General features: G+C 45.7%; 17 protein-coding genes. 7 read left to right on the forward strand and 10 right to left on the reverse strand.

Features of this window, described 5'->3' with window-relative positions; translation table 11 throughout:
* Positions 1–153: 153 nt before the first annotated feature.
* Together H6G45_RS09750 and H6G45_RS09755 are read right to left on the reverse strand one after the other, a co-directional pair.
* The gene (locus H6G45_RS09750) at positions 154–849 is read right to left on the reverse strand and encodes an aldehyde oxygenase (deformylating) (RefSeq protein WP_190598253.1); all 696 of its coding nucleotides are present in this window, start codon (positions 847–849) and stop codon (positions 154–156) included.
* A 248-nt stretch (positions 850–1,097) separates the two neighbouring features.
* Positions 1,098–2,195 carry a glucose-1-phosphate thymidylyltransferase gene (locus tag H6G45_RS09755; protein WP_190598254.1) on the reverse strand — a complete coding sequence of 366 codons (1,098 nt, stop codon included), beginning with the start codon at positions 2,193–2,195 and terminating at the stop codon, positions 1,098–1,100.
* Between the two features lie 235 nt (positions 2,196–2,430).
* Between H6G45_RS09755 and glyS the strand changes: the two genes are divergently transcribed.
* The gene (glyS, locus tag H6G45_RS09760; protein WP_190598255.1) at positions 2,431–4,599 is read left to right on the forward strand and encodes a glycine--tRNA ligase subunit beta; all 2,169 of its coding nucleotides are present in this window, start codon (positions 2,431–2,433) and stop codon (positions 4,597–4,599) included.
* Between the two features lie 146 nt (positions 4,600–4,745).
* On the opposite strand, the gene H6G45_RS09765 is transcribed toward glyS, so the two are convergent.
* Together H6G45_RS09765 and trmFO are read right to left on the reverse strand one after the other, a co-directional pair.
* On the reverse strand, positions 4,746–4,934 hold the full coding sequence (locus H6G45_RS09765) for a DUF2281 domain-containing protein (RefSeq protein WP_190598256.1): 189 nt from the start codon (positions 4,932–4,934) through the stop codon (positions 4,746–4,748).
* A 64-nt stretch (positions 4,935–4,998) separates the two neighbouring features.
* Positions 4,999–6,369, reverse strand: a complete 1,371-nt coding sequence (trmFO, locus tag H6G45_RS09770) for an FADH(2)-oxidizing methylenetetrahydrofolate--tRNA-(uracil(54)-C(5))-methyltransferase TrmFO (RefSeq protein ID WP_190598257.1) — start codon at positions 6,367–6,369, stop codon at positions 4,999–5,001.
* A 137-nt stretch (positions 6,370–6,506) separates the two neighbouring features.
* Here trmFO and H6G45_RS09775 point away from each other — a divergent pair, with 137 nt between their 5' ends.
* Complete coding sequence (locus tag H6G45_RS09775) at positions 6,507–10,043, forward strand: PAS domain S-box protein (RefSeq protein ID WP_190598258.1); 3,537 nt, start codon at positions 6,507–6,509, stop codon at positions 10,041–10,043.
* On the opposite strand, the gene mnmG is transcribed toward H6G45_RS09775, so the two are convergent.
* The gene (gene mnmG, locus H6G45_RS09780; RefSeq protein ID WP_190598259.1) at positions 10,016–11,923 is read right to left on the reverse strand and encodes a tRNA uridine-5-carboxymethylaminomethyl(34) synthesis enzyme MnmG; all 1,908 of its coding nucleotides are present in this window, start codon (positions 11,921–11,923) and stop codon (positions 10,016–10,018) included. The genes H6G45_RS09775 and mnmG overlap by 28 nt on opposite strands.
* A 304-nt stretch (positions 11,924–12,227) precedes the next feature.
* On the opposite strand from mnmG, the gene H6G45_RS09785 reads away from it, so the two are divergent.
* A complete protein-coding gene (locus H6G45_RS09785) occupies positions 12,228–13,574 on the forward strand; it encodes a 2OG-Fe(II) oxygenase (RefSeq protein ID WP_190598260.1) in 1,347 nt (448 codons plus the stop codon).
* Between the two features lie 373 nt (positions 13,575–13,947).
* Here the strand turns inward: H6G45_RS09785 and petE are convergent, their stop codons facing one another.
* Positions 13,948–14,331 (reverse strand): plastocyanin, encoded by a 384-nt coding sequence (petE, locus tag H6G45_RS09790; protein ID WP_190598261.1) that lies wholly within the window; start codon positions 14,329–14,331, stop codon positions 13,948–13,950.
* Between the two features lie 426 nt (positions 14,332–14,757).
* Between petE and H6G45_RS09795 the strand changes: the two genes are divergently transcribed.
* Entirely contained in the window at positions 14,758–16,134 is a 1,377-nt protein-coding gene (locus H6G45_RS09795; protein WP_242018122.1) for a pilus assembly PilX N-terminal domain-containing protein, read from the forward strand.
* A gap of 96 nt (positions 16,135–16,230) precedes the next feature.
* On the opposite strand, the gene H6G45_RS09800 is transcribed toward H6G45_RS09795, so the two are convergent.
* Positions 16,231–16,902 (reverse strand): Uma2 family endonuclease, encoded by a 672-nt coding sequence (locus H6G45_RS09800; protein WP_242018123.1) that lies wholly within the window; start codon positions 16,900–16,902, stop codon positions 16,231–16,233.
* Positions 16,903–17,145: 243 nt separating this feature from the next.
* On the opposite strand from H6G45_RS09800, the gene ftsH2 reads away from it, so the two are divergent.
* Positions 17,146–19,029 (forward strand): ATP-dependent zinc metalloprotease FtsH2, encoded by a 1,884-nt coding sequence (gene ftsH2 / locus H6G45_RS09805; RefSeq protein ID WP_190598262.1) that lies wholly within the window; start codon positions 17,146–17,148, stop codon positions 19,027–19,029.
* Positions 19,030–19,117: 88 nt separating this feature from the next.
* Here the strand turns inward: ftsH2 and H6G45_RS09810 are convergent, their stop codons facing one another.
* The 3 genes from H6G45_RS09810 to H6G45_RS09820 form a co-directional block, all read right to left on the reverse strand.
* Entirely contained in the window at positions 19,118–19,768 is a 651-nt protein-coding gene (locus tag H6G45_RS09810) for an LON peptidase substrate-binding domain-containing protein (RefSeq protein ID WP_190598263.1), read from the reverse strand.
* 53 nt (positions 19,769–19,821) lie between these two features.
* The gene (gene tatC / locus H6G45_RS09815; RefSeq protein ID WP_190598264.1) at positions 19,822–20,586 is read right to left on the reverse strand and encodes a twin-arginine translocase subunit TatC; all 765 of its coding nucleotides are present in this window, start codon (positions 20,584–20,586) and stop codon (positions 19,822–19,824) included.
* 163 nt (positions 20,587–20,749) lie between these two features.
* Positions 20,750–22,282, reverse strand: a complete 1,533-nt coding sequence (locus H6G45_RS09820; protein ID WP_190598265.1) for a DUF4114 domain-containing protein — start codon at positions 22,280–22,282, stop codon at positions 20,750–20,752.
* 1,206 nt (positions 22,283–23,488) lie between these two features.
* On the opposite strand from H6G45_RS09820, the gene H6G45_RS09825 reads away from it, so the two are divergent.
* Positions 23,489–24,361, forward strand: coding sequence for an NAD(P)-dependent oxidoreductase (locus H6G45_RS09825; protein ID WP_190598266.1), 873 nt, complete (start codon positions 23,489–23,491; stop codon positions 24,359–24,361).
* 162 nt (positions 24,362–24,523) lie between these two features.
* A complete protein-coding gene (locus H6G45_RS09830; RefSeq protein WP_190598267.1) occupies positions 24,524–25,174 on the forward strand; it encodes a DNA-3-methyladenine glycosylase in 651 nt (216 codons plus the stop codon).
* The last annotated feature ends 30 nt before the right edge of the window (positions 25,175–25,204 follow it).

Here is a 25,204-nt window from a genome sequence, read left to right on the forward strand (position 1 = left end):
AAGCTTTACACAGTATGGCACAATTTGACGAACTTCCCGTTGGCATGGCCCAGCTTCCTAAAAGTACCCAAAAATAGGGGAAAAACCCACAGATCCTAGGAAGCTCGGGATTTGTGGGCCTAATGAAATAGTTTGAGATATTGCCGACCTGGACTAGACTCCGGCCAAACCGTAGGAGGACATGCGCATAATTTCTCTAGTGCTGAAGCCAATGTTACTGAGGGCTTCACCGTAGCTGATCATAAAATCTTCCACTAAGGCTTCTTTTTCCATGCCCAATACCTTGGCATCCCCCTGCACTTGATTAAGCATTTTCCACACCAGGGGTAGGTTTTCCTTGTTGGCCTGCTCCAGTTCCTCTTTAGCGGTGGCAAAGTTGGCTTTTAACCACTCTTCGCCATAGTTGAGGTGGGTGTATTCGTCCTTGACCACGCCTTCGGTGATTTTCCGGGCAAAGTCGTCCGCCACGGGGATGTAAATGTTGTAGGCGGCGATGGCAAAAGCTTCGATAATTAAAGCTTGAATTAACAAACAGGTAACAACTTTCCCTTCGCTAAAAGCTTGCTGGAAATTGCCATGGAGACCGGCAAAGAACTCCTGGGCATAGGGCATGTCAGGGCTAACTTTGAGGTTGTTGCCACAGGCTTGGAAACCTTTTTTGTGACGGTTTTCCATTTTGGCTAAACGGACCAAATCGTCCTTGTCATCCGGTAAGAGTTCCGCCATCTGAAGATAGTTGCTGTAGGCTTCCTGTTCGCCTTCAATGACAATGGCGTTGATGCGGCTGTAGGCGTCTTTGTAGATTTCGCTGGAATAGTCAAATTCGGTGCGGACAGCAAGCTCGGGCATAGGGGCGTTGGACTCCTGTGGATGGACGGTGAAAAGATCGATAGAGGTCTAAAGTAAAGAAAGGTTAAGAAATTAACCCCCGGTTGTCTTTATAATACAGACTCTAGATTAATGCAAATCCCGGAGGACGGTGGTAGCAGAACCATAGGGAACACCTATCCGGTTGATTTAGTAATCTACATGGCAAGATCCGCCGCGATTTGAGTTGGCACCATTCTAGCAAAACTAGTCTAGGTTGCCGGGCAGTTTTAGTCTTGGGGGTAGGAAGAGGGTCCAATCAGTTCCACTTGCGAATCATTACCAATCAGGAAACGTAAAGCTTGGGGACGGCAGGGAGCGGGGAAAATCTTGGCATTTTTGCCGATGACACTATCCACAATTCTTTGTTGGATGGCCACAATGCTGGCTCCCTGGAGCACGACACTATGTTCAAGATCTGCTTCCCTGATTTTAACTCCGTCGGCAATACTGCTGTAAGGACCGATGAAACAATTTTCTAAATGACAGTTTGAGCCGATCGCCACCGGGCCACGGATGACGCTGTTGATAATTTGACTGTGGGGGCCAATGGTTACCCGACCGGAGATTTTGCTTTGCTCATCTACGGTGCCCTGGATATTTTTCTCCACTAGGCTATCGAGGATAATTTGATTGGCCGCCAGTAGATCATCCTTTTTGCCGGTGTCTAGCCACCATCCTTCTAGTTGCAGAGATTCCACCCCATAACCATGGCTGATAAGATATTGGATCGCATCGGTAATTTCTAGTTCTCCCCGGGCAGAGGGTTCAATATTGGCGATCGCCTGGTGAATGGTGGGGGCAAAAAAGTAAAGTCCCACTAGGGCCAAGTTGGAGGGGGGATGCTCCGGTTTTTCCACCAGGGCCAGCACCTTACCTTGGTCATCAACGGTGGCCACCCCAAAGGCGCTGGGATTGGGCACTCGCCGCAATAAAATCAAGGAATCGAGAGATTTTGCTTGGAAATGGTCTAGGAATTGCTCTAGGTCATCTTGAATTAGGTTATCGCCTAAATACATCACAAAAGGAGACGTTTGCAGAAAATCCGCCGCCGTTTTCACTGCATGGGCCAACCCCAGGGGTTCTGATTGCAAAATGTAGGTAATCTGGGCACCAAAATTTTCCCCGTTGCCGGTGACAGTTTTAATTTCCTCCCCCGTTTCTGGGCTGATGATAATACCAATGTCGGTAATGCCAGCTTTGGCGATCGCCTCAATGCCATACCAGAGGATTGGTTTGTTGGCCACGGGCACCAACTGCTTAGCCCCGGTGTAGGTGAGGGGACGCAACCGGGTTCCTTTGCCACCGGAGAGGATGAGGGCTTTCATAAAAACTTTGATATTAAGGTTGTATTTTCGGTCTAGGGTTCAGTGGGCAGTAATCGGTCAATGGTCAACACTGACCATTAAAACCTAGTCCAGAAATGATGGTGCAAGCACCTGCCCGTAAATGGGCTGATTTTATGCCATTGCCAAAAATCCCTATGCCCCACCTCAACTTGCCTGATATGGTTATTGGTGGTGGCTTTTGCCTTCCCTAACCGACCCATTGACCCCTTGCCCTATGCCCCTGCAAACTTTTCTATTTGAAATTGGAACCGAAGAGTTACCCGCCGATTTTGTTCGTAGTGCGATCGCCCAGTGGCAAGGGTTAATTCCCCCAGGTTTGGCGGCGGAGTTTTTACAACCGGGGTCAGTGGAAATTTACGGTACGCCCCGGCGTTTGGCGGTGTTGATCAAAGGTTTACCGGAATGCCAGCCCGATCGCCTAGAGGAAATTAAGGGGCCACCGGCCAGTGCCGCTTTCAAGGATGGCCAACCCACCCCCGCGGCGTTGGGCTTTGCTAAAAAACAGGGGGTTAACCCAGAGGATTTTGAAGTCCGCTCCACCCCCAAAGGGGATTTTATTTTTGTCAATAAGCAAGTGCAGGGCCAAGCGAGCCGAGATTTGTTACCCACATTGGCCCTGGGTTGGCTCAAAGCCCTAGACGGTCGACGGTTTATGCGCTGGGGAGACGGAGATTGGCGTTTTCCCCGGCCCATTCGTTGGTTGGTTTGCCTGTTGGATGACCAAGTTTTACCCTTACAAATTGACAATGGCTCCACTACCCTAGTCGGCGATCGCCTTTCCCGGGGGCACCGCATTTTGCATCCAGAAGCAGTCAGCTTAGACCATGGGCAAAATTATTTGTCCCAGTTAAAAGAAGCCGGGGTGGTGGTGGATCCCCAGGAACGCCGGGCCATGATTGAGCAACAAATTACCGCCCAGGTGGCCACCCTAGAAGGCGAAGCAATTATTTATGATGATTTGCTCGCTGAAGTGGAACAGTTGGTGGAATATCCCACCGCGGTGTTGGGACAGTTTGATCAGGAATTTCTGGATTTACCCAGGGAGGTGATTACCACCGTCATGGTCACCCATCAACGCTACTTTCCCGTGGTGGACAAAAATGGCCAGCTATTGCCCCATTTCATCACCATCGCCAACGGTGATCCCAGCAAAGGGGAGATTATTGCGGCGGGTAATGGCCGGGTCATCCGGGCCCGCTTAGCCGATGCCAAATTTTTCTATCAAGCTGACTGTGACGACAGCCTCGACAGTTACCTGCCTCAACTAGAAACGGTTACTTTCCAAGAAGAGTTGGGCACCATGCGGGATAAGGTGGACCGCATTATGGAAATGGCGGCGGCGATCGCCGATCAGTTGGGAGCAACGGAACAACAACGGGGGGAAATCGACAGTACCGCCATGCTATGCAAAGCGGATCTGGTAACCCAAATGGTGTACGAATTTCCTGAATTGCAAGGCATTATGGGGGAAAAATATGCCCTCGTGAGCGGTGAATCGGCGGCGGTGGCCCAGGGCATTGTGGAGCATTACCTCCCCCGGCACCAGGATGATGATTTACCCCAAGGTTTACCCGGTCAAGTGGTGGGCATGGCCGATCGCCTTGATACCCTGGTGAGTATTTTTGGTCTGGGTTTACTTCCCACCGGCTCTTCCGATCCCTTTGCCCTACGGCGGGCCGCCAATGCCGTGATTAACGTAGCCTGGGCGGCGGGCCTGGAAATCAATTTACTGGAGTTATTGACCCAGGGTTGCCAAGATTTTGTCACCTCCCACCCGGACAAAACCTCTCCGCTGCCAGCGCTAAAGTCATTTTTTCTGCAAAGATTACAAACCTTACTGCAGGATGAACAGGGCATTGATTATGATCTAGTCAACGCTGTGTTGGGCAGTGGGGAAACAAACTCCAACGATGCTGAAAGTACATTGTCTGACCGTCTGTTGGCGGATTTACAGGATGTGAGGGAAAGGGCTCAATATCTGCAAGAATTGCGGGACAACGGTCATTTAGACGCGATTTATCCCACGGTTAATCGTTCTGCCAAGCTAGCTAGTAAGGGTACTTTACCCATAGACCAACTAGACCCCCGTCCCGTGATCCAAGCCCCCCAACTGGTCCAGGATTCGGAAAAAGCAGTTTACCAAGCATTGTTGGCCATTTATCCCAAAGCGGTAGAAGTGCAAGAAAGTCGTGACTATGAAACTTTGGTAAATGCTCTGCATGAGTTGGCCCCCACCGTAGCAGAGTTTTTCGACGGCCCCGATAGCGTGTTGGTGATGGCGGAAAACAACGAATTACGGCAAAATCGCCTTAACTTGCTCGGACTAATCCGTAATTATGCCCTAATATTGGGAGATTTCGGGGCGATCGTCAAAGGTATTTAATCGATAAGTTTGGGCAATGAGGACAGAACCTATTAACAGGTTATTGTTCTCACTCCCAAAGCAAATTAATGTCATATTTTTTACAATTCTCGTCCTTGCTAATGATGGACAAATTATGGCATTGGGCCTGAGTGATAATCATGCAATCAAAAGTCATCGGCCATCCAAATTTTCCCCTTTAGAACACCTGCTTGACGGCATTTTTTTTGTCCATCATCATTTGCTGGACTGACTGGTGATTGCTTAGTCAGCAGAAACTCGACAAAGTGTTCTACTTCAATTTTCATGGCATCGGGCAGGGCATTGATTTTTTCCATTAGGGCTCTGTCTGCCATGGGATTGCTCCTTAATTTTGACTTTGTATCAATTCCAAGCCGACTTTTTTGGTAGTTGCCAGCCCTAAACTCGACAGGTTGCTAAATCTTTGATGCTAATTTGCCAAGCTTCTAAATCGGCCAAAGCCCGGTCTCGATATTGGCCGTAACGTTCTTGCTTATTGCGAATACGTTGGGGCAACTCCGGTAAAATGCCAAAATTGGGCGGCATGGGTTGGAAATGTTTGGGGGAAGCGGAACTGATGAAGTTAAATAAGGCTCCCATCATGGTGGTGACGGGCAATGTGAGCAACGGTAAACCCAACGCCAACCGGGCCGCATTGGTGCCGGCTAACCATCCTCCAGCCGTAGCAGCGGCATAACCCTCCGTTCCCACTAATTGTCCCGCCGCAAATAGGCTTTGGCGATCGCCGAAATGAAGACTAGCGCTCAGGAGTTGAGGGGAATTAATAAAGGTATTGCGATGCATTACCCCCATGCGGACAAACTCGGCGTTTTCTAAGCCAGGAATTAAACGGAAAACCCGTCCCTGTTCTCCCCAGCGTAAATTAGTTTGAAAGCCCACCATGTTCCACAATTGTCCCGCCTTATCTTCCTGGCGTAATTGCACCACCGCGTAGGGTTTTTTCTCCCTATTAGCTGGATCTCGGAAGTCGCCCAAACGGGCATCAAATAGACCAACGGGCTTTAGGGGGCCGTAACGCATAGTATCCTCCCCCCGCTGGGCCAATTCCTCTATGGGCAAACACCCCTCAAAAAACTTGGCTGTTTCCCGGTCAAAGTCCTTCAGGGCAGCCTGTTCCGCCTCACATAATGCCTGCCAAAAATGGAGATACTGGCCTCGGTTAAAGGGACAGTTGAGATAGGCCGCCTCCCCCTTGTCATAGCGGGAAGCAAAAAATGCCACTTCCTTATTGATGGAGTCCCCCACCACAATGGGGCTGGCCGCATCAAAAAAGCTGAGGTACGCCATGCCGGTGAATCGTTGCAAATCCTCCGTTAGCGCCGGACTAGTGAGGGGCCCTGTAGTCAGAACCGTAATACCTTCCCTGGGAATTTCCGTTACTTCCCTCCGCCGTAATTCCACCAGGGGATGGCTGGCCACTTGTTCTGTCAAAGACCGGCTAAAGACCCCCCGGTCCACCGCTAAAGCGCCCCCTGCTGGCACCGCATGGCGATCCGCTGTGGTGATAATCAGAGAATTTAACTGGCGTAATTCTGTTTGTAAAAGTCCTGCTGCCCGATCGCCAGCTTTAGCGCCAAAGGAATTGCTACAAACCAACTCCGCCAAATCCTGACTGTGGTGGGCTGGACTCAGGCGTTCGGGGCGCATTTCCGTCAGAATAACCGGAACTCCTGCTTGGGCGATTTGCCAGGCAGCCTCCGTACCCGCTAAGCCTCCACCGATGACATGGATGGGCGTTAAAGTGGTCATAGGGAACTTTGAAAATTCAAAAATCGTTAGAGACTAACATTTTAATGCAGGGGATAGTCCACCGCCCGTGGGGAAGGCCCCCATCTCCCGAAAAATGGAATTTTCCCTGTCTTAATTAATGTCTGACCTTGGAACCCATGCCTATCATTCCTAGCCCCAAAGTCCTGTTAGTGGATGAGCACCAGGAACGTCTTGCTGCCCTGTCCCACGCCCTGGGTTCCCTACCGGTGGAAATAATCACAGCCAACTCCGGCCGAGAGGCGATCGCCACCGCCGCCACCACAGAGTTTGCCTTAATGATTTTGGCGGAGGAAATGCCTGAGTTAAACGGGTTAAATACCGCTAAAATTATTCGTTCTTTTCCCCTGGCGGAACAAACCCCAATTATTTTTCTGGCTCGGCAAGAAATTATTACCAAGGCAATGGCCGAAATAGATATTTTGGGAGTAGTTGATTTTCTTGAGCAACCGCCCAATGAATTTTTTCTCCAGACCAAAGTCAAAATTTATTTACAATTTTTCCAGCAAAAGCAAACCCTGGAATACCATAACAGCTATCTGGAAAATTTTACTGAATCCGTTTGTGTTGACGAAAATAATAGTCAGATAGAACAACTTAGTCAAATAATCTTAGCTAACATTTCTGATACCGTTTTTGTTACTGATTCAATCGGAAAATTTACTTTTATTTGTCCCAAAGTTGATACAATTTTTGGTTATTCTGTGGCAGAAGTAAACGCCATGGAAAATATTAAGATACTTCTGGGTGATTTTAGTTTTAACGAGTATGAACTAAAAGAGAAAGGAGAATTGCAAAATTTACAGCACAGCATTCAGGATAAGCGAGGTAAAATTCACTCCTTACTCATCAATCTTAAGAAAGTTGCCATTAACGGTGGTGTTTATCTTTACAATTGTCGGGATATTTCAGAATGGGCTCAAACAGAGCAGGCTATCAGGAATAGCGAGGCCAATTTCCGAGATATTTTTGCCAGTATTAACGACGGGCTATTGGTATTAGACCAAGATAATCATATTTGTTATGCCAATGCCCAAGCAGTTAAGTTTCTCAACTGTACTTTGGAAGAACTAGTGGGAACCATTTGTAGCCCATTGGAAAATACGGAATTTAGCTTATCAGTGGACGACGGTAATGTTTATACCGTTGATGTTAGTGTAACTGAGATTACTTGGTATGGACAATTGGCAAAATTGGTTTCCCTACGGGATATTAGTGACCGCAAACGCATGGAAAATGAACTGCGGGAAAATCAAAATAAATATTACCGTCTATTAGAAAATCTCGACAATGGCGTGGTAGTTCATAAAGCCGACACCGAAATTGTTTATGCTAATCCTCGGGCAGAAAAATTCCTGGGTTTAACGGATTTAGAAGGCAGAAATATAGAAGATGAATACTGGATGTTTTTTGATGGAACAGGAAAAAAGCTGAAAAAAGAAGAGTTTCCAGTGGCCCAGGTTTTAGCCAATCAATTGCCCTGCAGAAACTTTGAAATGGGGATTTACCGTTCCGATATTGATCGAGTACTTTGGGCATATATTAATGCCTATCCTGAATCCTACAATGAAAATACCATCCAGGAAGTGGTGGTGACTTTTTCCGACATTACTGAACGCAAGCAAGCGGAAATTCAACTAAAAACTATTAATGAAAATCTAGAAGTGCTGATTGAAGAAAGAACTAGTGAGTTGGAAACTAGCAATAGTCAATTATTACAGGAAATTATTGAAAAAGAACAGGTGAGCATTACCCTGGCTACCCAAGAAGCAAAATATCGAGCCCTAGTGCGGGATGCCAGTGACGCAATTATTTTAATTACGATTGATTTCATTGTCCTGGAAGTAAACTATCGGGCCGTGGAGTTAAGTGGTTACAGCCAAGAAGAATTAATTGGACGGTCTTTGCTTGACATCAGGCTATTGCCTTCAGAGTTCCAGGCTCAACAAAGACACTTTTGGCGCATCCTCAGAAGAGAACAAATTGCCGAGTTAACCGATGTCAAATTGGTAAAAAAATCTGGAGAATTAATTTCCGTCGACATTTCTGCCAGTGTGATTACCTATGAAAATCATTCGATTGTTCAGTGCATAGTCCATGATATAACTCTGCAAAAAACGATTCAAGCTCAATTGCAACGGGAAAATTACTTTCGTCAGCAATTATTGGAAAAAATGGTGGAAGGGTTATGTGTTTATCAGCCAGTTACCCAATTTCCTTTCCTGGAATTTAGTGTTTGGAATCCAATCATGGAAACCATCACGGGCTATAGTCGGGAAGAAATTAATCAGTGCGGCTGGTATCAGACCCTATACCCCGATGAACAATCTCGACAAAGGGCGATAGCCAGAATGAAAGCGGTGGCTTTTGGGGTAGACATGGTCAAGGAGGAGTGGCAAATCGTCCGCCGGGACGGAGTTCTGCGTACAATTGAAATTTCCACTGCCCTGATCACTTCAAAAAATGAGACCAATGTGCTGGCGGTAATTCAAGATATAACGGAGCAAAGAAAACAGTTACAAATTATTCAAGATAACGAAGCTACCCTACGTTGTATTGTGGAAAACCTGCCAATTTTCTTCGGTATGAGAACGATGAATTTTAGCAAGTGGTATTACATTAATCCTTCTTTTGAAAGTTTAACTGGTTACACTCCCCAAGAAATGTATGAAGATCCACTGCTATGGCAGAAAATTCACCGAGAAGAGCATGCAGAAAATTTAGAACAAGCCCGTTTTAACCTAGGGGAGTGGACTATTTTTTCTATGGAGAAAAAAGACGGCACACAAATTTGGGCACAAACAGTAGAATTTTTAGTGGATGATCTGTCAGAAGCCGCTCGAGTGGTGGTATTTGGTCAGGATATTACCGACATTAAACGGGCGGAAATCGAAATATTGAGATCCTTAGTCAAAGAACGGGAGTTAAATGAAGCCAAAAGCCAATTTGTCGATATTGTTTCCCATGAATTTCGTACCCCTTTGACTTCTATTATTGGATTTGGAGAGTTGTTATCCAAATATTTTGACCGCCTTTCTCTAGAAAAGAAACAGCACTACATTAATAATATTCAAAATGCTAGCCAACGGCTAAAACAACTGATTGATGATGTACTTTCCATCAGCCGCTACGACGCCAATAAACTAGAAATTGAGCTGGGTAACACAAACCTCAGAAACTTGGGTAACGATGTAATCGAGAATTTTAGCTGTGGCCTAGGCAGTGAACACAATCTGGAGTTTAACTACCATCTCAAGCCGGAGGAACGCTCATTGGTGGATGTGAGGCTGCTCCGCCATGCGTTGGAAAATGTTTTAAGTAATGCAATTAAATATTCAGCCCCGGGCAGTACTGTTACCCTGGACATTAGTAGGGATGAAGATCATTTACTTTTCCAAGTACAGGATGAAGGCATCGGCATTCCTCCCCAGGATCGAGAAAAACTGTTTGAAGCTTTCCACCGTGCCAGTAATGTGGGGGACGTTCCCGGCACTGGTTTGGGACTGAGCATTGTTAAACGCTATGTGGAATTCCAGGGAGGGACAATACAAGTAGAATCGGTGCCGGAAAAAGGGACAACAATGGTGATCAAATTGCCCTTAAACCCCGCCCCCATAATTCAAATTGCTCAGGGGGAAACCGATCGCCTTAGTTGACTTTCCAGATAAACCAAGAGGGCATTAATATCGGCGGGGTTAACGCCCCCAATGCGACCAGCCTGGCCAATGGTGAGGGGTTGGAACTGGGTTAGTTTTTCCCTCGCTTCCATGGATAGGGTTTCAATGGCCATGTAATTTAAGCTTGGGGGCAAACGTTTTTGGCTGTGGCGGCTCACCTGTTCAATTTGGGTTTGTTGCCGTTTAATGTAGCCTGAGTATTTGATTTCGATTTCCACGCCCTGTTTTTCCTCGGCGGTTAAACTGCCATCCCCCAAGGCAAATTTTTCCAAGTCGGGATAATGGAATCCCGGCCGCCTTAATAAATCGGCCAAAACAATAGAACCTTTAATCCTTTGCTGGGTATAGTCGGCGATGCTTTTACCCACCTCGTCCTGTTCCTTAATGCGGGTACTGTACAGCCTTTCCTTTTCCGCTGTAATGTTAGCCTGTTTAGTCTGGAATAGGTCCCAACGGCGATCGTCAATTAAGCCAATTTCCCGTCCTAAGGGAGTTAACCTTTGATCGGCATTGTCAGAACGCAAAATTAAACGGTACTCGGAACGGCTGGTGAGCATCCGGTAGGGTTCCCGCAAATCTTTGGTGCATAAATCGTCAATTAAGGTACCGAGATAACTTTCCTCCCGGGAGAAGATGACCAAGGATTTACCTTGACAATGACGCGCCGCATTGATGCCGGCTACTAAGCCTTGGGCCGCCGCTTCTTCATAGCCGGTGGTGCCATTAATTTGTCCAGCACAAAATAGCCCTGCCACTTTTTTTGTCATTAAGCTGGGGTAGCATTGGGTCGCTGGTAAAAAGTCATATTCCACTGCATAGGCTGGCCGCAGCATGACGCAATTTTCGAGCCCCGGCAAAGTCTGTAACATGGCCAGTTGTACATTTTCCGGTAGCCCCGTGGAAAAACCTTGGATGTAGAGTTCGGGAATGTCCCGACCTTCCGGCTCGATAAAAATTTGATGGCTTTCTTTATCGGCAAAACGCACAATTTTGTCTTCGATGGAAGGACAATAACGGGGCCCTTTGGAGTCAATAAAGCCACCATAAATAGGAGAGAGGTGGAGATTATCTTTAATTAATTGATGGGTTTTAGCTGTTGTTCTGGTTAGGTAACAATTCATTTGCTCCCGTTCCACCCACAGGGCTGGGTCAAAGCTAAACCAACTTACTTGGTCGTCGGGGGGTTGGGGCTCTAATTTGTCATAGTCTACCGATCGCCGGTCTACCCTGGCTGGAGTCCCTGTTTTTAATCTGCCAGTTTCAAAGCCCAAGGTGTTCAATGTTTCCGTTAATCCCACTGCGGCAAACTCGCCGGCCCGCCCCGCTGGCATGGACTTATTGCCAATCCAAATTTTGCCCCCCAGGAAAGTCCCCGTCGTAATCACCACAGACTGGGCCCCAAAGCAGGCGCCAAAGTAGGTTTGCACACCTTGGATTTCATCATTTTCCCCCAGCACCAAATCCGTCACCATTCCTTCCCGAATGGATAGATTGGGTTGATTTTCCACAATATTTTTCATCACCGCCGCATATTCTCGTTTATCCGTTTGGGCCCGCAACGCCCACACCGCCGGTCCCCGGGAAATATTCAACACCCGTTTTTGCAGATAGGTACGGTCAGCCATTTTACCAATTTCCCCCCCCAAGGCATCTACTTCGTGGGTCAACTGGGATTTGGCCGGGCCCCCCACGGCGGGGTTACAGGGTTGCCAAGCAATGCGGTCTAAATTGAGAGTTAACAGGAGGGTGCGACAGCCTAACCGCGCCGTAGCCAAGGCCGCTTCACAGCCCGCATGGCCCGCCCCCACCACGATGACATCAAATTGGTCTTGGAATTCCACTGGCGATCGAAGGGTCATGGCAACTGCAAAGTTTTGATAACTAACTTAATTGGATTGGGTCCATCCCCTAGTTTAACTAATGGGAGTTCCGCGGGCCATAAGTCCTACGCTATACCCGAGGGCATTTAACGTACACTTCAGTATAATGGGCACCACGGATCACAAACGAAATGACGGAGTAGATGTACTGCCAAAAAACAAATAACTTCCCCCTTACTCTCCTTCATAATCATCATCTGTAATTTAATTTAAAATCAATTAGAGAGATAGAAGCTATGATTTTATTTCTCTTTTGTGACTGAGCTCAGGATTAAATTAAACAATGATCGACTATATCATCGTAGAAAATTTACTTCCCGATTCTTTGATCTCGTATATTTTTGAAACTTTGAAAAAATACGAATTTCAATCATCTAAAGTTGGTATGCGTGTCGATCCTAAACAAAAGATCAGACAGGATTGCTTTCTTTCTAGGATTGATTGCGCCCCAGTTGATACCTTTATTTTTAATGCAGTGGATGGCTTAGCCAAAGAAAAGTTTGATATTGCAATTCAATATAGGGAGCGTTGGAAAATTGGATTTTATGATGGTCAAAATAAGAGTCACTACAATCCACATACTGACATCCAGGGGGAAATGGAGCACAGAAAACTAAGTTTTGTCATTGCTCTGTCTGCCCCCGAAGCCTATGAAGGCGGGGAACTTTATTTTCCTACCCTCGACCGAGAATTTAAGCTAAAGAAGGGCGCTTGTATTATTTTTAAACCAGAACTTTTACATGGTGTGAAACCAGTAATTTCTGGAAAAAGATATACGTTGCTATCATTTATGTTTGATGAAGATGGCGGCAAAAAGAAACTACAATCAACCGATTCACTCAAACAATACATCCCCAATTTATTAAGCCAGGAATCAGAAAAATCGATCAATAAGCCCAACTATGATCTAGATTACAGTGATCGGAAACAAAAACCTTGGTCCGACACAGATAACCATTGGTATATAGACCAAGATTCAGATACTTTACTGGTTTCCTTTGCTGGCTTTGGTGATAAGAATTCAATTCCGACTTTTGTTTTTCATAATTTTCTTCAACAATATACACAGGTTGATCAGCTATTTATTCGAGATATTCAATGTCGATACTATTTAGATGGCATCAAGAACGAAACGAAGACGATGCAAGAGACCCTAGCGTGGCTAGAGGGATTAATTGGACAGAAGAAATATAAAAAAATTGTTGGTATAGGTTGTTCCTCTGGTGGCTATGCAGTTATTTTATTTGGTCATCTTCTCAAGTTTGATAAAGTGATCAGTTTCGCGCCCCAGACTGTTTTAAATGAGACTAAGAATTCAGTTCTGCATGATAATCGTTTCGATAATACCTGTCGCTATTTGAATCAGCTTAAAACAAATACAGATTTTACTTTTGGTGAGTTTTCATTTCACGATTGTTTAGATTTAAAAAATTTACAGCCCTACGCAACCCAGGTTGAAATTCATTATCCTGCTCATGCCTGTGATGGGGCTGATAGGAGACATGCTGAATATCTTGAGTGCGAAACCTGTCTGCTAGTGGAATATCCTTCCAAAAATCATAGAATTGCTCTAGAGCTTAGGGATAACGGCCAACTACAACAGATCATTGATAACCTGGTGTTTGGTTAAGAAATCGGTGTAAAGGTAGTCATTTTAGATAACGATGCTGAAAGATTTTCGGATATGGTGAACAGAAAAAATCAAATTTATTTCCTCGTCAATTTTTTCTAGATATTGTCCTAATTCGAGCCTTGGTACCCTGGAAATTTGGGATAAAAAAATCGCATCTCGGTTAAAAGATGCGATCGCCAAAACGCAGAAGTTTTTCTAAGTAGATGGCTTAGTCAAGAATCTGTTTTGTAGACTTTCGATCCGTTCCCCGCAACCCCCAATCAGCAAGAGAAATTTTACTTTTCTCTACCATTTGGGAAAACTGAGGGAGTTAGAGACAGATCCCATAGCATTAAGCTTAAATCAACAACGGAAGAATGGACCCGTCGGATTACTCAACGACAACCTTGCCTACCATGCCAGCGCCCCGGTGGGGTTCACAGTAGTAGGTGTAGGTGCCGGGTTCGGTGAAGGTGGAGGTGAAGCTTTCGCCAGCAGCAAAGGCCAAACCTTTGTGGGAGAGCTTAGCAGCGGTGGCATCGTCCACACCATCGGCGGCGGAAAAGACAACATTGTGGGGAGAGAGCTTGTTGTTAACCCATTTAACTTCGTCCCCAGCTTTAATGGTGACGGTGCTGGGGTCAAAGGCGAGGGCACCACTATCAGAACCCATTTTTACCGTTGCACTGGCAGCGGCAGCGGGGCTAACGGACAAAAAGAAACTGGATACCACTAGCAAAAGGCCAGCGAGGATTGTTAAGAATTTTTTAGACATACTTCTTGGCAATTTTATTTATAGGGACTCGTGGTTGAACGGGTCGGGGCAACGCCCTATTCCATGCCACAAAAGGCGATCGGGGACGTTTTTCCTTTCTTTTGCCCATGGTATCACAATGTTTGACAGCTCGTCGTAGATCATTCCATCTCGACCCTGAGCGGAGGGCACAAGCCCATTCCTTGTCCTATTCAAATAGTACTTTGCTAAAAATACTTGGTTTTTCTAGCTATATTTACTGAACTTTAAATTAGGATTTGTAGCCGCCTGTGGTAATTGCTGAATTATCTTTATTTTTGGCGATCGCCGTCATAAAAATTAGCTTGCCATTGCCTCAATCAAGACGATAATGGAAAGTAGCCCAGTAAACCCGATCAGAATTTTAGTGGGTTAAAAAAGCTCCCTGGGTTAGGTTGGGCACCGCTTATGAATCCTCACAAATTTTTCCGCTTCATAATTCTTTCTTACCGCCGCCCTGCTGATAACGGTGGTTTTGCCTTGCCAATGGCAATCATGGTTGGCCTAGTGCTGACGATTATTGCCGTCGTGATCATGCAAAGGTCAATGTTTCAGCAAAATAACTCCACTAGCAAAGCGGCCACCGACCAAGCCCAAAATGCTGCTGAAGCAGGCATTACCAAGTTAATTAACTTGATGAATACCCCGGCCAATCGCTTCATCGCCGCCTTACCAGATTGTCAGAATTGGAATTCCGGCAGTAGTACTTGCAGCGATACCGATAGTACCCCCAGTTGGCATAATCTCCCTAACCTAGGAAGCTGGACAATTACCACCCCCGGTGCGGCCTGTCAGCCACGAGTAACCACCACCACCGATATAACGGCAACTGCCAGTAATCGGGCTTGGAAAACTTTGCCCCAAGGTGAATTTCGCTTAGTTAGCTATCAATACACTCCAGATACCGCCAATGGAGGGGCGATCGGTCTTGGGCCGGGCACAGGAACCTTAGTTATGGAAGGAGCCATTAACCGCAATGCCGCCAATGAGGCCCGGTCACGGTTAGAAGTAAAAATCCCCATTACCCGTCTCCCCAATAATGCCTCGGTTTCAAGTTTATGGGTTACGGAAACCGCCACCGGTAATGAAATCGTTGCGGGCAATCAAGATGTCTATTCCGACATCATTGTTAATGACTGCAATGCTTCCGTTGACCCTGCTGATTTCCCCAACAGTGAGGTTGCCATTGGTACCTATGAAGCGATGTACAGTAATGTGCCCCAGCCGGATTTGCCCCCCTATCCTGCCTGTCCAGCCTCTAATACTTTTGCCACCTTGTCTGGGAGTATGACTTTGCCGAGAAGTGGCGACACTAGTACGAACATGACCCTCAATGATGGAACAACTCTTCCTGCCTATGTTTACTGCATCAACAAAATAGCTCTGGGTGGAAACGATACCGTCAATGTAAAAACCGTTAATCCCACTACTGGTCAAAGATTTCTCGTGATGATGCACGTCAAGGGCGACATGAATGTGAGCGGCAACACCCATTTAAACCACTCTTGCTCTGGAACATGTACTAATTATAAGCCGACGGATTTGAATATTTTTGGTTACGGAGAAGCGGCTCATTCTTCTAGTCCGCCGCGGATATTGGCCTCTGGGGGAAATAACATTGAAGCTTTTATTTTGGCTCCAGACTATGTTTACGGAGTTAATGGTGGTGGTAATGATGGTGGGGTGACCGGTTCATTAATTATTAAAAAAGTAATTAATTCTTCTAGTTCTAACCAGATGCGACATTTCTGGATTAACTTGGGAGGAACTGGTAAACACCATTAAGGCTCCTCCATCCGCACCAAATCTAAATCCGATTTCTAGTTGGTCAACCAAACCGACGAATTAACTAGTTGTTTCTCTAAAAGTTTTCGTGTCGCCTCAGATTAAGCCCTGAATTACAAAGGTTTGGGGCTGATTTTTTATCTCAACCTTAGCTTTGGCAAATAGTTCATTAACAGTAAAACTCAACTGGGGCAATAGGTCGTCTTCCACTAGCCGATCGCCTTGGTAGGTAATGGGGGGGCGATCGGGGGCAAAAATAGTCAAACTACGGTGGCGGGCACGCAGTGTGCCTTCAGCATCGCCGATAATCCAGACCCTTTCTACTCCAGCGGCCAGGTAGTCCACAGCTTTTTTGGCCATGACTTCAAAGGACTGACCAGGGGAAACAATTTCCACCACCAATTCCGGTGCCACCGGGCAAAGGTCATTTTCTAGGTTAAAGGGCGCTAGTTTGCCGTCGGAAATGTAGGTCACATCCGGCACAGGGGCCCAATCTTGCTCATCTTTTTGCAGACAAATAGCCCATTCCGGGTAAGCTTCCCCAGGTAAAGCACAACCTTCCCGATTGCCCCAATCAGATAGTAGGAAGAGTAATGCCCGTTGAAGGCAGGAATGAATGCGTTTTGGTGACATTTTGGCGATCGCCGTGCCGTCCTGGAATTCGTAATTAACTTCCCCCTCTGGGAGCTGAGAAAATTCTTCCAGAGTTAGGTTCTTGTCTGTGACGGTCTGACCCATGGTGGCTTGCCCCCAACGATTACTTTCCAAGCTAGCAAATTCCCCACTCGGTAGACCCTGCGGTAATCCGCCCAGGGCTAGGGGGTTGTCGTAATTATGAGAATTACGTTACATTTAGTTAAGATTTTGTTACAAAAGTCCATTGTCAACAAGATTAATCAATTCCACGGCGTCGGGGAGCTAGTCCTCCATAGCGGGGTTCAGTCTCCGTTCCACGATTAACCGATTACACTAAATCCTACGACCGTCTTAACTTTTAAAGTGAGCTAACATATGAAATTTTCCTGGAGAACTGCCCTACTTTGGTCCCTACCCCTGTTGGTAGTCGGCTTTTTCTTCTGGCAGGGGAGCTTTGGAGGGGCAGATGCCAACCTCGGTTCCAACACTGCTAACACCCGCATGACCTATGGCCGCTTCCTAGAATATGTGGATGCTGGCCGCATTACCAGTGTGGATTTATATGAAAATGGCCGCACGGCGATCGTGCAAGTTAGTGATCCAGAAGTAGACCGGACCCTCCGTTCCCGGGTTGACCTCCCCACCAATGCCCCGGAATTGATTGCCCGTTTACGGGATGCCGACATTCGCCTTGATTCCCACCCTGTCCGCAACAATGGCATGGTTTGGGGCTTTGTAGGTAATTTAATTTTCCCTGTCCTTTTAATTGCTTCCCTCTTTTTTCTCTTCCGCCGTTCCAGCAATATGCCCGGCGGCCCCGGCCAAGCCATGAACTTTGGTAAATCCAAAGCCCGCTTTCAAATGGATGCCAAAACCGGTGTCATGTTTGATGATGTGGCCGGCATTGACGAAGCTAAAGAAGAACTGCAAGAGGTAGTAACTTTTCTCAAACAGCCCGAACGCTTTACCGCTGTAGGGGCCAAAATTCCCAAAGGCGTGCTCCTAGTGGGCCCTCCCGGTACAGGTAAAACCCTCCTCGCCAAGGCGATCGCCGGGGAAGCGGGAGTTCCCTTCTTTAGTATTTCCGGTTCTGAATTCGTAGAAATGTTTGTGGGGGTTGGTGCTTCCCGGGTGCGGGATCTGTTCAAAAAAGCCAAAGAGAATGCCCCCTGTTTGATCTTCATCGATGAAATTGATGCAGTGGGTCGGCAACGGGGCGCTGGCATCGGTGGTGGTAACGATGAGCGGGAACAAACCCTCAACCAATTGCTGACGGAAATGGATGGTTTTGAAGGCAATACGGGGATTATTATCATTGCCGCCACTAACCGTCCCGACGTGCTCGATTCCGCCCTCATGCGTCCCGGTCGTTTCGATCGCCAAGTGATGGTGGATGCTCCCGATTACGCCGGTCGTAAGGAAATTTTAGAGGTCCACGCCCGCAACAAAAAACTAGCGCCGGAAGTTTCCATCGACTCCATTGCCCGCCGTACCCCTGGTTTCAGTGGAGCTGATTTGGCCAACTTGTTGAATGAAGCCGCTATCCTCACCGCCCGCCGTCGTAAATCTGCCATTACCCTGTTGGAAATTGACGATGCCGTAGACCGGGTTGTGGCCGGGATGGAAGGCACTCCCTTGGTGGACAGCAAAAGTAAGCGCTTAATTGCCTATCACGAAGTCGGCCACGCCATTGTCGGCACGTTGTTAAAAGATCATGATCCGGTGCAAAAAGTCACCCTCATTCCCCGGGGCCAAGCCCAAGGTTTGACCTGGTTCACCCCCAATGAGGAACAAGGCCTGACCACCAAATCCCAACTGATGGCCCGCATTGCCGGTGCCATGGGCGGTCGAGCTGCGGAAGAAGAAGTCTTTGGCGATGACGAAGTAACCACTGGTGCCGGTGGTGACCTACAACAGGTAACCGAAATGGCCCGCCAGATGGTAACTCGTTTTGGCATGAGCAACCTTGGCCCCATCTCTTTGGAGAGTTCAGGTGGGGAAGTATTTCTCGGCGGTGGCTTGATGAACCGTTCTGAATACTCCGAAGAAGTAGCCACCCGTATTGATGTCCAGGTGCGGCAGTTGGCCGAACAGGGTCACCAAATGGCCCGCAAAATCGTTCAAGAACAACGGGAAGTAGTCGATCGCCTCGTGGATCTTTTAATTGAGAAAGAAACCATTGACGGGGAAGAATTTCGGCAAATTGTGGCGGAATACGCCGAGGTTCCCGTTAAGGAACAATTAATTCCCCAACTGTAAAATTTCTCTTCTCTAGCAAATTAGTTTGGTCAGTAAGGCCCTGATTCTCCGGAACAGGGCTTTTTTTTAGCTTTTTTTAAACAATATTCTATTCTTCTCCCTCTGTACCCAAAACATCCTTTAACGCTGTGCGGGCGGCGAGATGGTTGCGGGTGGACATGAGAATTTCCGCTTCCCGTTGCAAGCGCTCGGCGGTGTCCTGTAATTCCAGCAAACTCTGTTGCTCACTGGCAACGCCATAAAGATTTCCTGCTACCCAGTAGGACAATTCCACCGGCAACACGGGTAAATCATCGGGCAATTCCAAATTCTGGTCGGTCAACTTGGCGGAGAGATTAACCACGTCATGCAACAGGCGATCGACTTCTTTGGCCAAGCCATGGAGATCCTGCCCCGTGTATTTATCATCAATCCATTCCACTAAACCGACTCGGTAGGGCTTTTCCCGCACATATTCCAGCACCCGAAAACGCTGCTGTCCCAGGGTTAAAACCTTCATCCGGTCATCGGGTAATCTTTGGTAGCGCAACACCTCTGCACAGCAACCCACATCGGAAATTTCCCCTGTGCTGGGATCAATCATCAACACCCCAAAACGGCGATCGTCTTCCAAAATGGTGTTCATCATCATCCGGTAGCGGTACTCGAAAATGTGCAGGGGCAGGGGCCGCCCAGGGAAAAGCACAACTTCAGGCAGTGGAAAAATAGGAAGTTCCCTAATTGCAACGGAGGATGCCATCTTAATATTTCTTAATGTTAAGCAACGTACTTCAAATGATAAAGGATTGGGGACTATTTACCCAGTAAGCGCACGCAACCGATGCCCCCAAAATAAAGCCCCAGCACTGCTCCAGCTAAAAGAGATTGGGTGAGGGGATCCGTGGAAGGGGTGAGGACTGCCCCCAGCACCATCGCCCCCAAAATCACAAAGCGCCAACCCTTGAGCATTTGCTCGGAGGAGACAATGCCCAAAAAGCCCAGAACCACTTGAATAATCGGAATTTGAAAGGCTAGCCCCGTGCTAAACATCAACAGAAGCACAAACTCAAAATATTTATCAATGGACCATAGTTGCTCCACCACATCTGCCCCGTAGCTGACAAAAAATTTGAGCGCAGCGGGGATGAGGGCATAGTAGGCAAAGCCTAGACCGGCAAAAAAAAGCACGCTGGAGCCCAGCACCACCGGCCCTAGCAATCGACGTTCCCGACGGGTTAAACCAGGTAAAACGAATTGAATAATTTGGTAGAGGATAAAGGGACTCATCACGAGGATGCCGCTGTAGCCCGCTACCTTAACGGAAACGAAAAAAAACTCCCCAGGGGAAAGCTGCAAAAATTTTACTGTGCCCGCCGGTACCTGGAGCCATTGCACCAAGGGTTTGACAAAGATAAAGCAGGCCACCACTCCGACCAAGGCTGCCCCCAAGGACAGAAAAATGCGAGTTCTAAGTTCATCAAGGTGATCAAACAAAGACATTTCCATGTCATTAGGCACTTCGTCCAAATAATCAGGGGAAGTTTCCGGGGAAGTGATGTTATCAAGCTGGGTCGGCATGGTTTAACGGCAAGGACAACAAGTTGCCCCTATTCTGACATTCTCCAGGCACTGATTGCGAAGATATGGACGTTGGCTGGGCGATCGCCGGGGTCTGGATTATGGTGGGTTTGCATAAAGTAGTCCTGCCGTCCGGCCAGAATAATTTCTAAAAAACAAAAATCTAGGTGCGATAAAAAAAGCTAAACACACTGTCATTAAAGTCATAGTCACTGACCCCAGCAATACTGGGCAGGTCTTCAAAGCCAAAAGTGTTATTTTCCAGGCGGCGCAGATGTTCAGAAGCATCAGGATTGGCGGCACCAAAACTAAAATAAGCAACAGCCTTAGTTTGAAAATCTTCCAGGCTGGCTCCTGTATTCCCGGGATTGAGCGCTAAAAAAGCGGCGATCGCCTGCTCAAAACTGCCTGACTTCGTTAATAAATCTCCCCCATTGGCGATTAAAAAAGGAGCATAAAAACGTCCTCCGGCCAAAACCACTTCTCCAAATTCACTTGCAGTGGTATTTTTACTGGGATCACCATTGGCCCCAGCTTCCAGAAAAAAATTATTGACGTGTTGACGAAGCGCAGTTTGGGCATAGCCTTTATCCCCTGGATTTAGCAAGTCATCTACCAGACCATTATCATTAAGATCATCCACATCGAGAATGCTTCCGCTTGTGTTTTTCACCGCATAAAACCCCACCAGGTTATGAAATAGAGCATTGGTTTGGGACAACGCACCATCATCAATTTCGCCTTTAATTTCTCCGGAGACAGAGCTAATATCGTAGACTAAACTTCCTAAATTGTCCGTATTAGGCTGAAAATTAAAAGCATCAGTTGCATTGGGATCAAGATAAAAGCTATTCAAGTCTTGATTCAGGATCCAATAACGTTTCAAAGGAACAAAGACATTAGTGTCTTGGGAAAAAATAGACTCCGTCCCTTGTAATTGGAGGTCGTTAAACTGAAAATTGACATTCAAGCCATTGGGCATCCATAGACGATTATAGATATTAGTTGCTATGTCTGTAGAAATGCTATAGTAATCGGATAAGCTTTGAATAGTTGATTGTGAATTCATTTCTAGATTTTGCAACATAGCTTGATAACTGACCATAAAATCCTTTAGCAAAGCTCGTTTGTCGAGGTCCTGCCAAACATATTTATTCGTATTAGCTACAACCCCTTGATAGTCCCCTAAAAAAAGCTGAAAACCTGGATCAGCTTGGGCACCTTCTAAGTAAGAATAGGGAGGATTGAGTAAAGTAGCATCGATTTGATTGTTAATTAGTTCGTCATAGCGTAAATTAGTGGCACCTGCCTTGATAAAATCTAAGTTTTGGTATTCTTCTGGCGTGAGCTTTTGGCTTAAATAAGAACGTAAAGCCCTAGCGTAACCGGTGTTTGTATCAATTCCAATTCTATTTTTATTCGCTTCTGGATCAATCTCGCCACACAGGTCTAAAATGCCTCCGTGAATGGGGAAAAGGGCCAAAATTGCAGAATATTTATCCTCTAATGATAGGGACAAAGTATCGTCATAGGACATTAAAACTATATCGGCATTATTGTCGAACAAATCTTGATGGGCTTCATCAGCATTTTTGACATATTTAATTTCTAAGTTAATATCTAACTGCGGCTGGAGGGTGCTCAATAAAAAAGCTGAAATATCTTTAAAAGCCGAGATTTTGAGGGTTGGAGTCATTGCATTAACCAAGAAAGAGAATAATTTTAGAAAAGTTACAATGGTTACGGTATTTGAGTGGCACAGCAAAACCGTTACAGAATAATCATTACGACTATCCTGTGTGTGTCAAGTTGATTCGGAATTTGCTGTAAACTCCTTAGCGGATATAGCTGCTTGAAATAAAATTAAGACAGTAGAGATTTCTACAAGGCTTGTATTAAAAGTACCTTAATTATTTATATTGCCGTATTTTTAGTTGAATTAGCTATAAGTTTTATTGTTTTTTGGACTTGCTGATGAGTAAACCTGCCATGGAAACAAAAAGTTAGGCCATGAGGATTTTGAGAATGGACAATATGTCTATTCAATAGAGCAAAACACCTATAAGCTGACCAGGAAAAACCGAGAAAAATATCTGAGATCTGAAAAGCTTACACAGCGCTAATTAATGGCAAAAAAGAGCATTCTAAGCTTGGATACCATTCAAATATGAAAAAGCCATAAAGAAAGACTTCTTCTTTACGATACTCTAAATATCGGCAAATATCTGACTAGTTCATCACAAAAATTCATTTTTCCTACCTGTCCGTTCTGAGAGTCCAACCCCGATTTATTTTCTTCCCACTAACTTCATGATTATTCCGTATCTCCATCAAACTAAATTTTTGCCTTATTAATGCATTGTAGGAAAAATATCCCCAAAATAGCCCATGAAATTTGGATATATCTGACAATTATGCCAAATTCTTCGCTCAGTCTTTTTTCGGAGGTATATCCTGCAGTTTTATGTTGTGATCTCGAGAATTCCTTGCCGGTGATTAACCACCTAGATAATGAGTTTACAATCATTGTCGAAAAAATGTTGTTCAAATCTCTCGCTTCTAAGTTAAATTGACAATACAATGTTCAGTGCCAGGATCTAAATTGCAATCTTTTACCCTATAATAAGCTTGTCTTGTTTTAACCAGTTTTTACCCTTCCCAGGACTGGAATCTTTCGTCCTTTATTTTTTGCAAATTTATTTAATATATTGCTCTTTATATGAATTTCTTCTTGAATATCTATGAAAATACCAAGAACCATTGAATTTCGCTGATTTTCTTGATTTTTAGTTTTTCAAATAAATTGCAGAGATAAAACATCATTTTTTATTGGAATTTTAAAATAGATTATTTTAATTTATTAAACTTATTGTTTTCGTTGTTTCAACTGTATGGAGTTATTATGAAAATTTTCAAAATTGCTGTTTTTGGCTTAGGAGTTATGGGCAGTCCTATGGCTCAAAATCTGGTCAAACATGGTTATCAAACAATGGGTTATAATCGCAGCTTGAATCGTTCTTCTGCGCTAGAAGCGGCAAAAGCAGGAGTTAAAGTTGTATCTAGCATTGCGGAAGCGGCGGAAAATGCGGATATTATTCTCACCTGTGTTGGAGACGAAAAAGATGTTCAACAACTCATTTTAGGTTCAGGGGGCATTGCTGAATATGCGAAACCTCAAGCTTTAATAATTGATTGCAGTACTATTGGCAAAACTGCGGCTTGTGAGCTTGCCACAACTTTAAAAGCAAAGGGCTTGCGCTTTTTAGATGCACCGGTAACCGGGGGCGATATTGGTGCAGTCAACGGTACGTTAACCATCATGGTGGGGGGAGAGCTTGCCGATTTTGAAGAAGCTTTGCCTGTGTTCACAGCTATAGGGAAAAAAGTAGTTCATTGTGGTCTCAGTGGCAGTGGTCAAGCGGTTAAGCTCTGTAATCAAGTTCTTTGTGGTCTCCATGCGATCGCCGCTGCTGAGGCCATACAACTTTCCAAACAGTTGGGAATCGAACCAAATTTAGTGATTGATGTTTGCGGTAGTGGGGCAGCCGGTTCCTGGGCTTTAACCAATTTGGGGCCGAAAATGTCGAAAGCTGATTTTGCTCCAGGTTTTATGGTGAAACATCTTCTTAAGGATCTACGCCTTGTCCGAGAAGCCGCTGAAAATGGGGAATTACCAGGGGTTACATTGGCAGAAAGTTTATTTGAATCTGTTCAATTATTGGGGGGAGAAGACCAGGGTTCCCAAGCGATTATTCGTGCTTATGGTGAAATTTAGATGGATTTTGGCAAAGCATAAGACGACAAAATTAGATACTCAATTAAGCAATTTAATTTTGAGTTAATCTAGACCATATTTGGCATAATAATGGCTATTTAAAACTAATTTTTACCCCTTGCCATGTCAAATTGAAAGCACCGCTCTGCTTAACAATTATCGATGATAAAAACCCTGTACGATCTTGATCTCAATCAAGGAATTGAATATTTACAATCTCGAGATGCCCGACTCGGCACTTTAATTAATGGGTTAGAAGTTTGCTCATTGACCCATCATCCACCCCGAACAACACTCTTGGAGGCGATCGCCTGGGGGATTATTGGTCAGCAAATCAATACCAATACAGCCCAAATGTTATTCCAAAGATTTTTAGATTATGCCCAACCGAAGGGATGGACACCGGAAAATTTAGCTAATGTTGATCCTGAATCGTTCAGATCACTGGGCATCTCTCGCTATAAAACCCGCTACTTAAAAATCTGGGCGATCGCCTTGCAAAATGATTTTCCCCCTTTATTTGAATTGGAAACCTGGGATGATCTGGCCATTGTTGAACGGTTAACGGCTATTAAAGGCATTGGCCCTTGGACGGCCCAGCTTTTTCTCTTATTTCGTCTCCGTCGCCAGGATATCTTACCGAATCAAGATTTGGGAATCCGCATTGCGATTCAAAAATTGTATCAATTGCCCGATCGCCCTAATCCTAAACAAGTGTTTGAATACGGCGAAAACTGGCAACCCTATCGCAGTCTGGCTAGTTGGTATTTGTGGCGGAGTTTGTCGCCAACAGTTAGCCAGATCCATTTGTAGATGTTAGCGCTGAAATTTTTCTGGCAAATA

The sequence above is a fragment of the Synechocystis sp. FACHB-383 genome, assembly GCF_014698605.1.
Classification (GTDB): Bacteria; Cyanobacteriota; Cyanobacteriia; order Cyanobacteriales; family Microcystaceae; genus Synechocystis; species Synechocystis salina.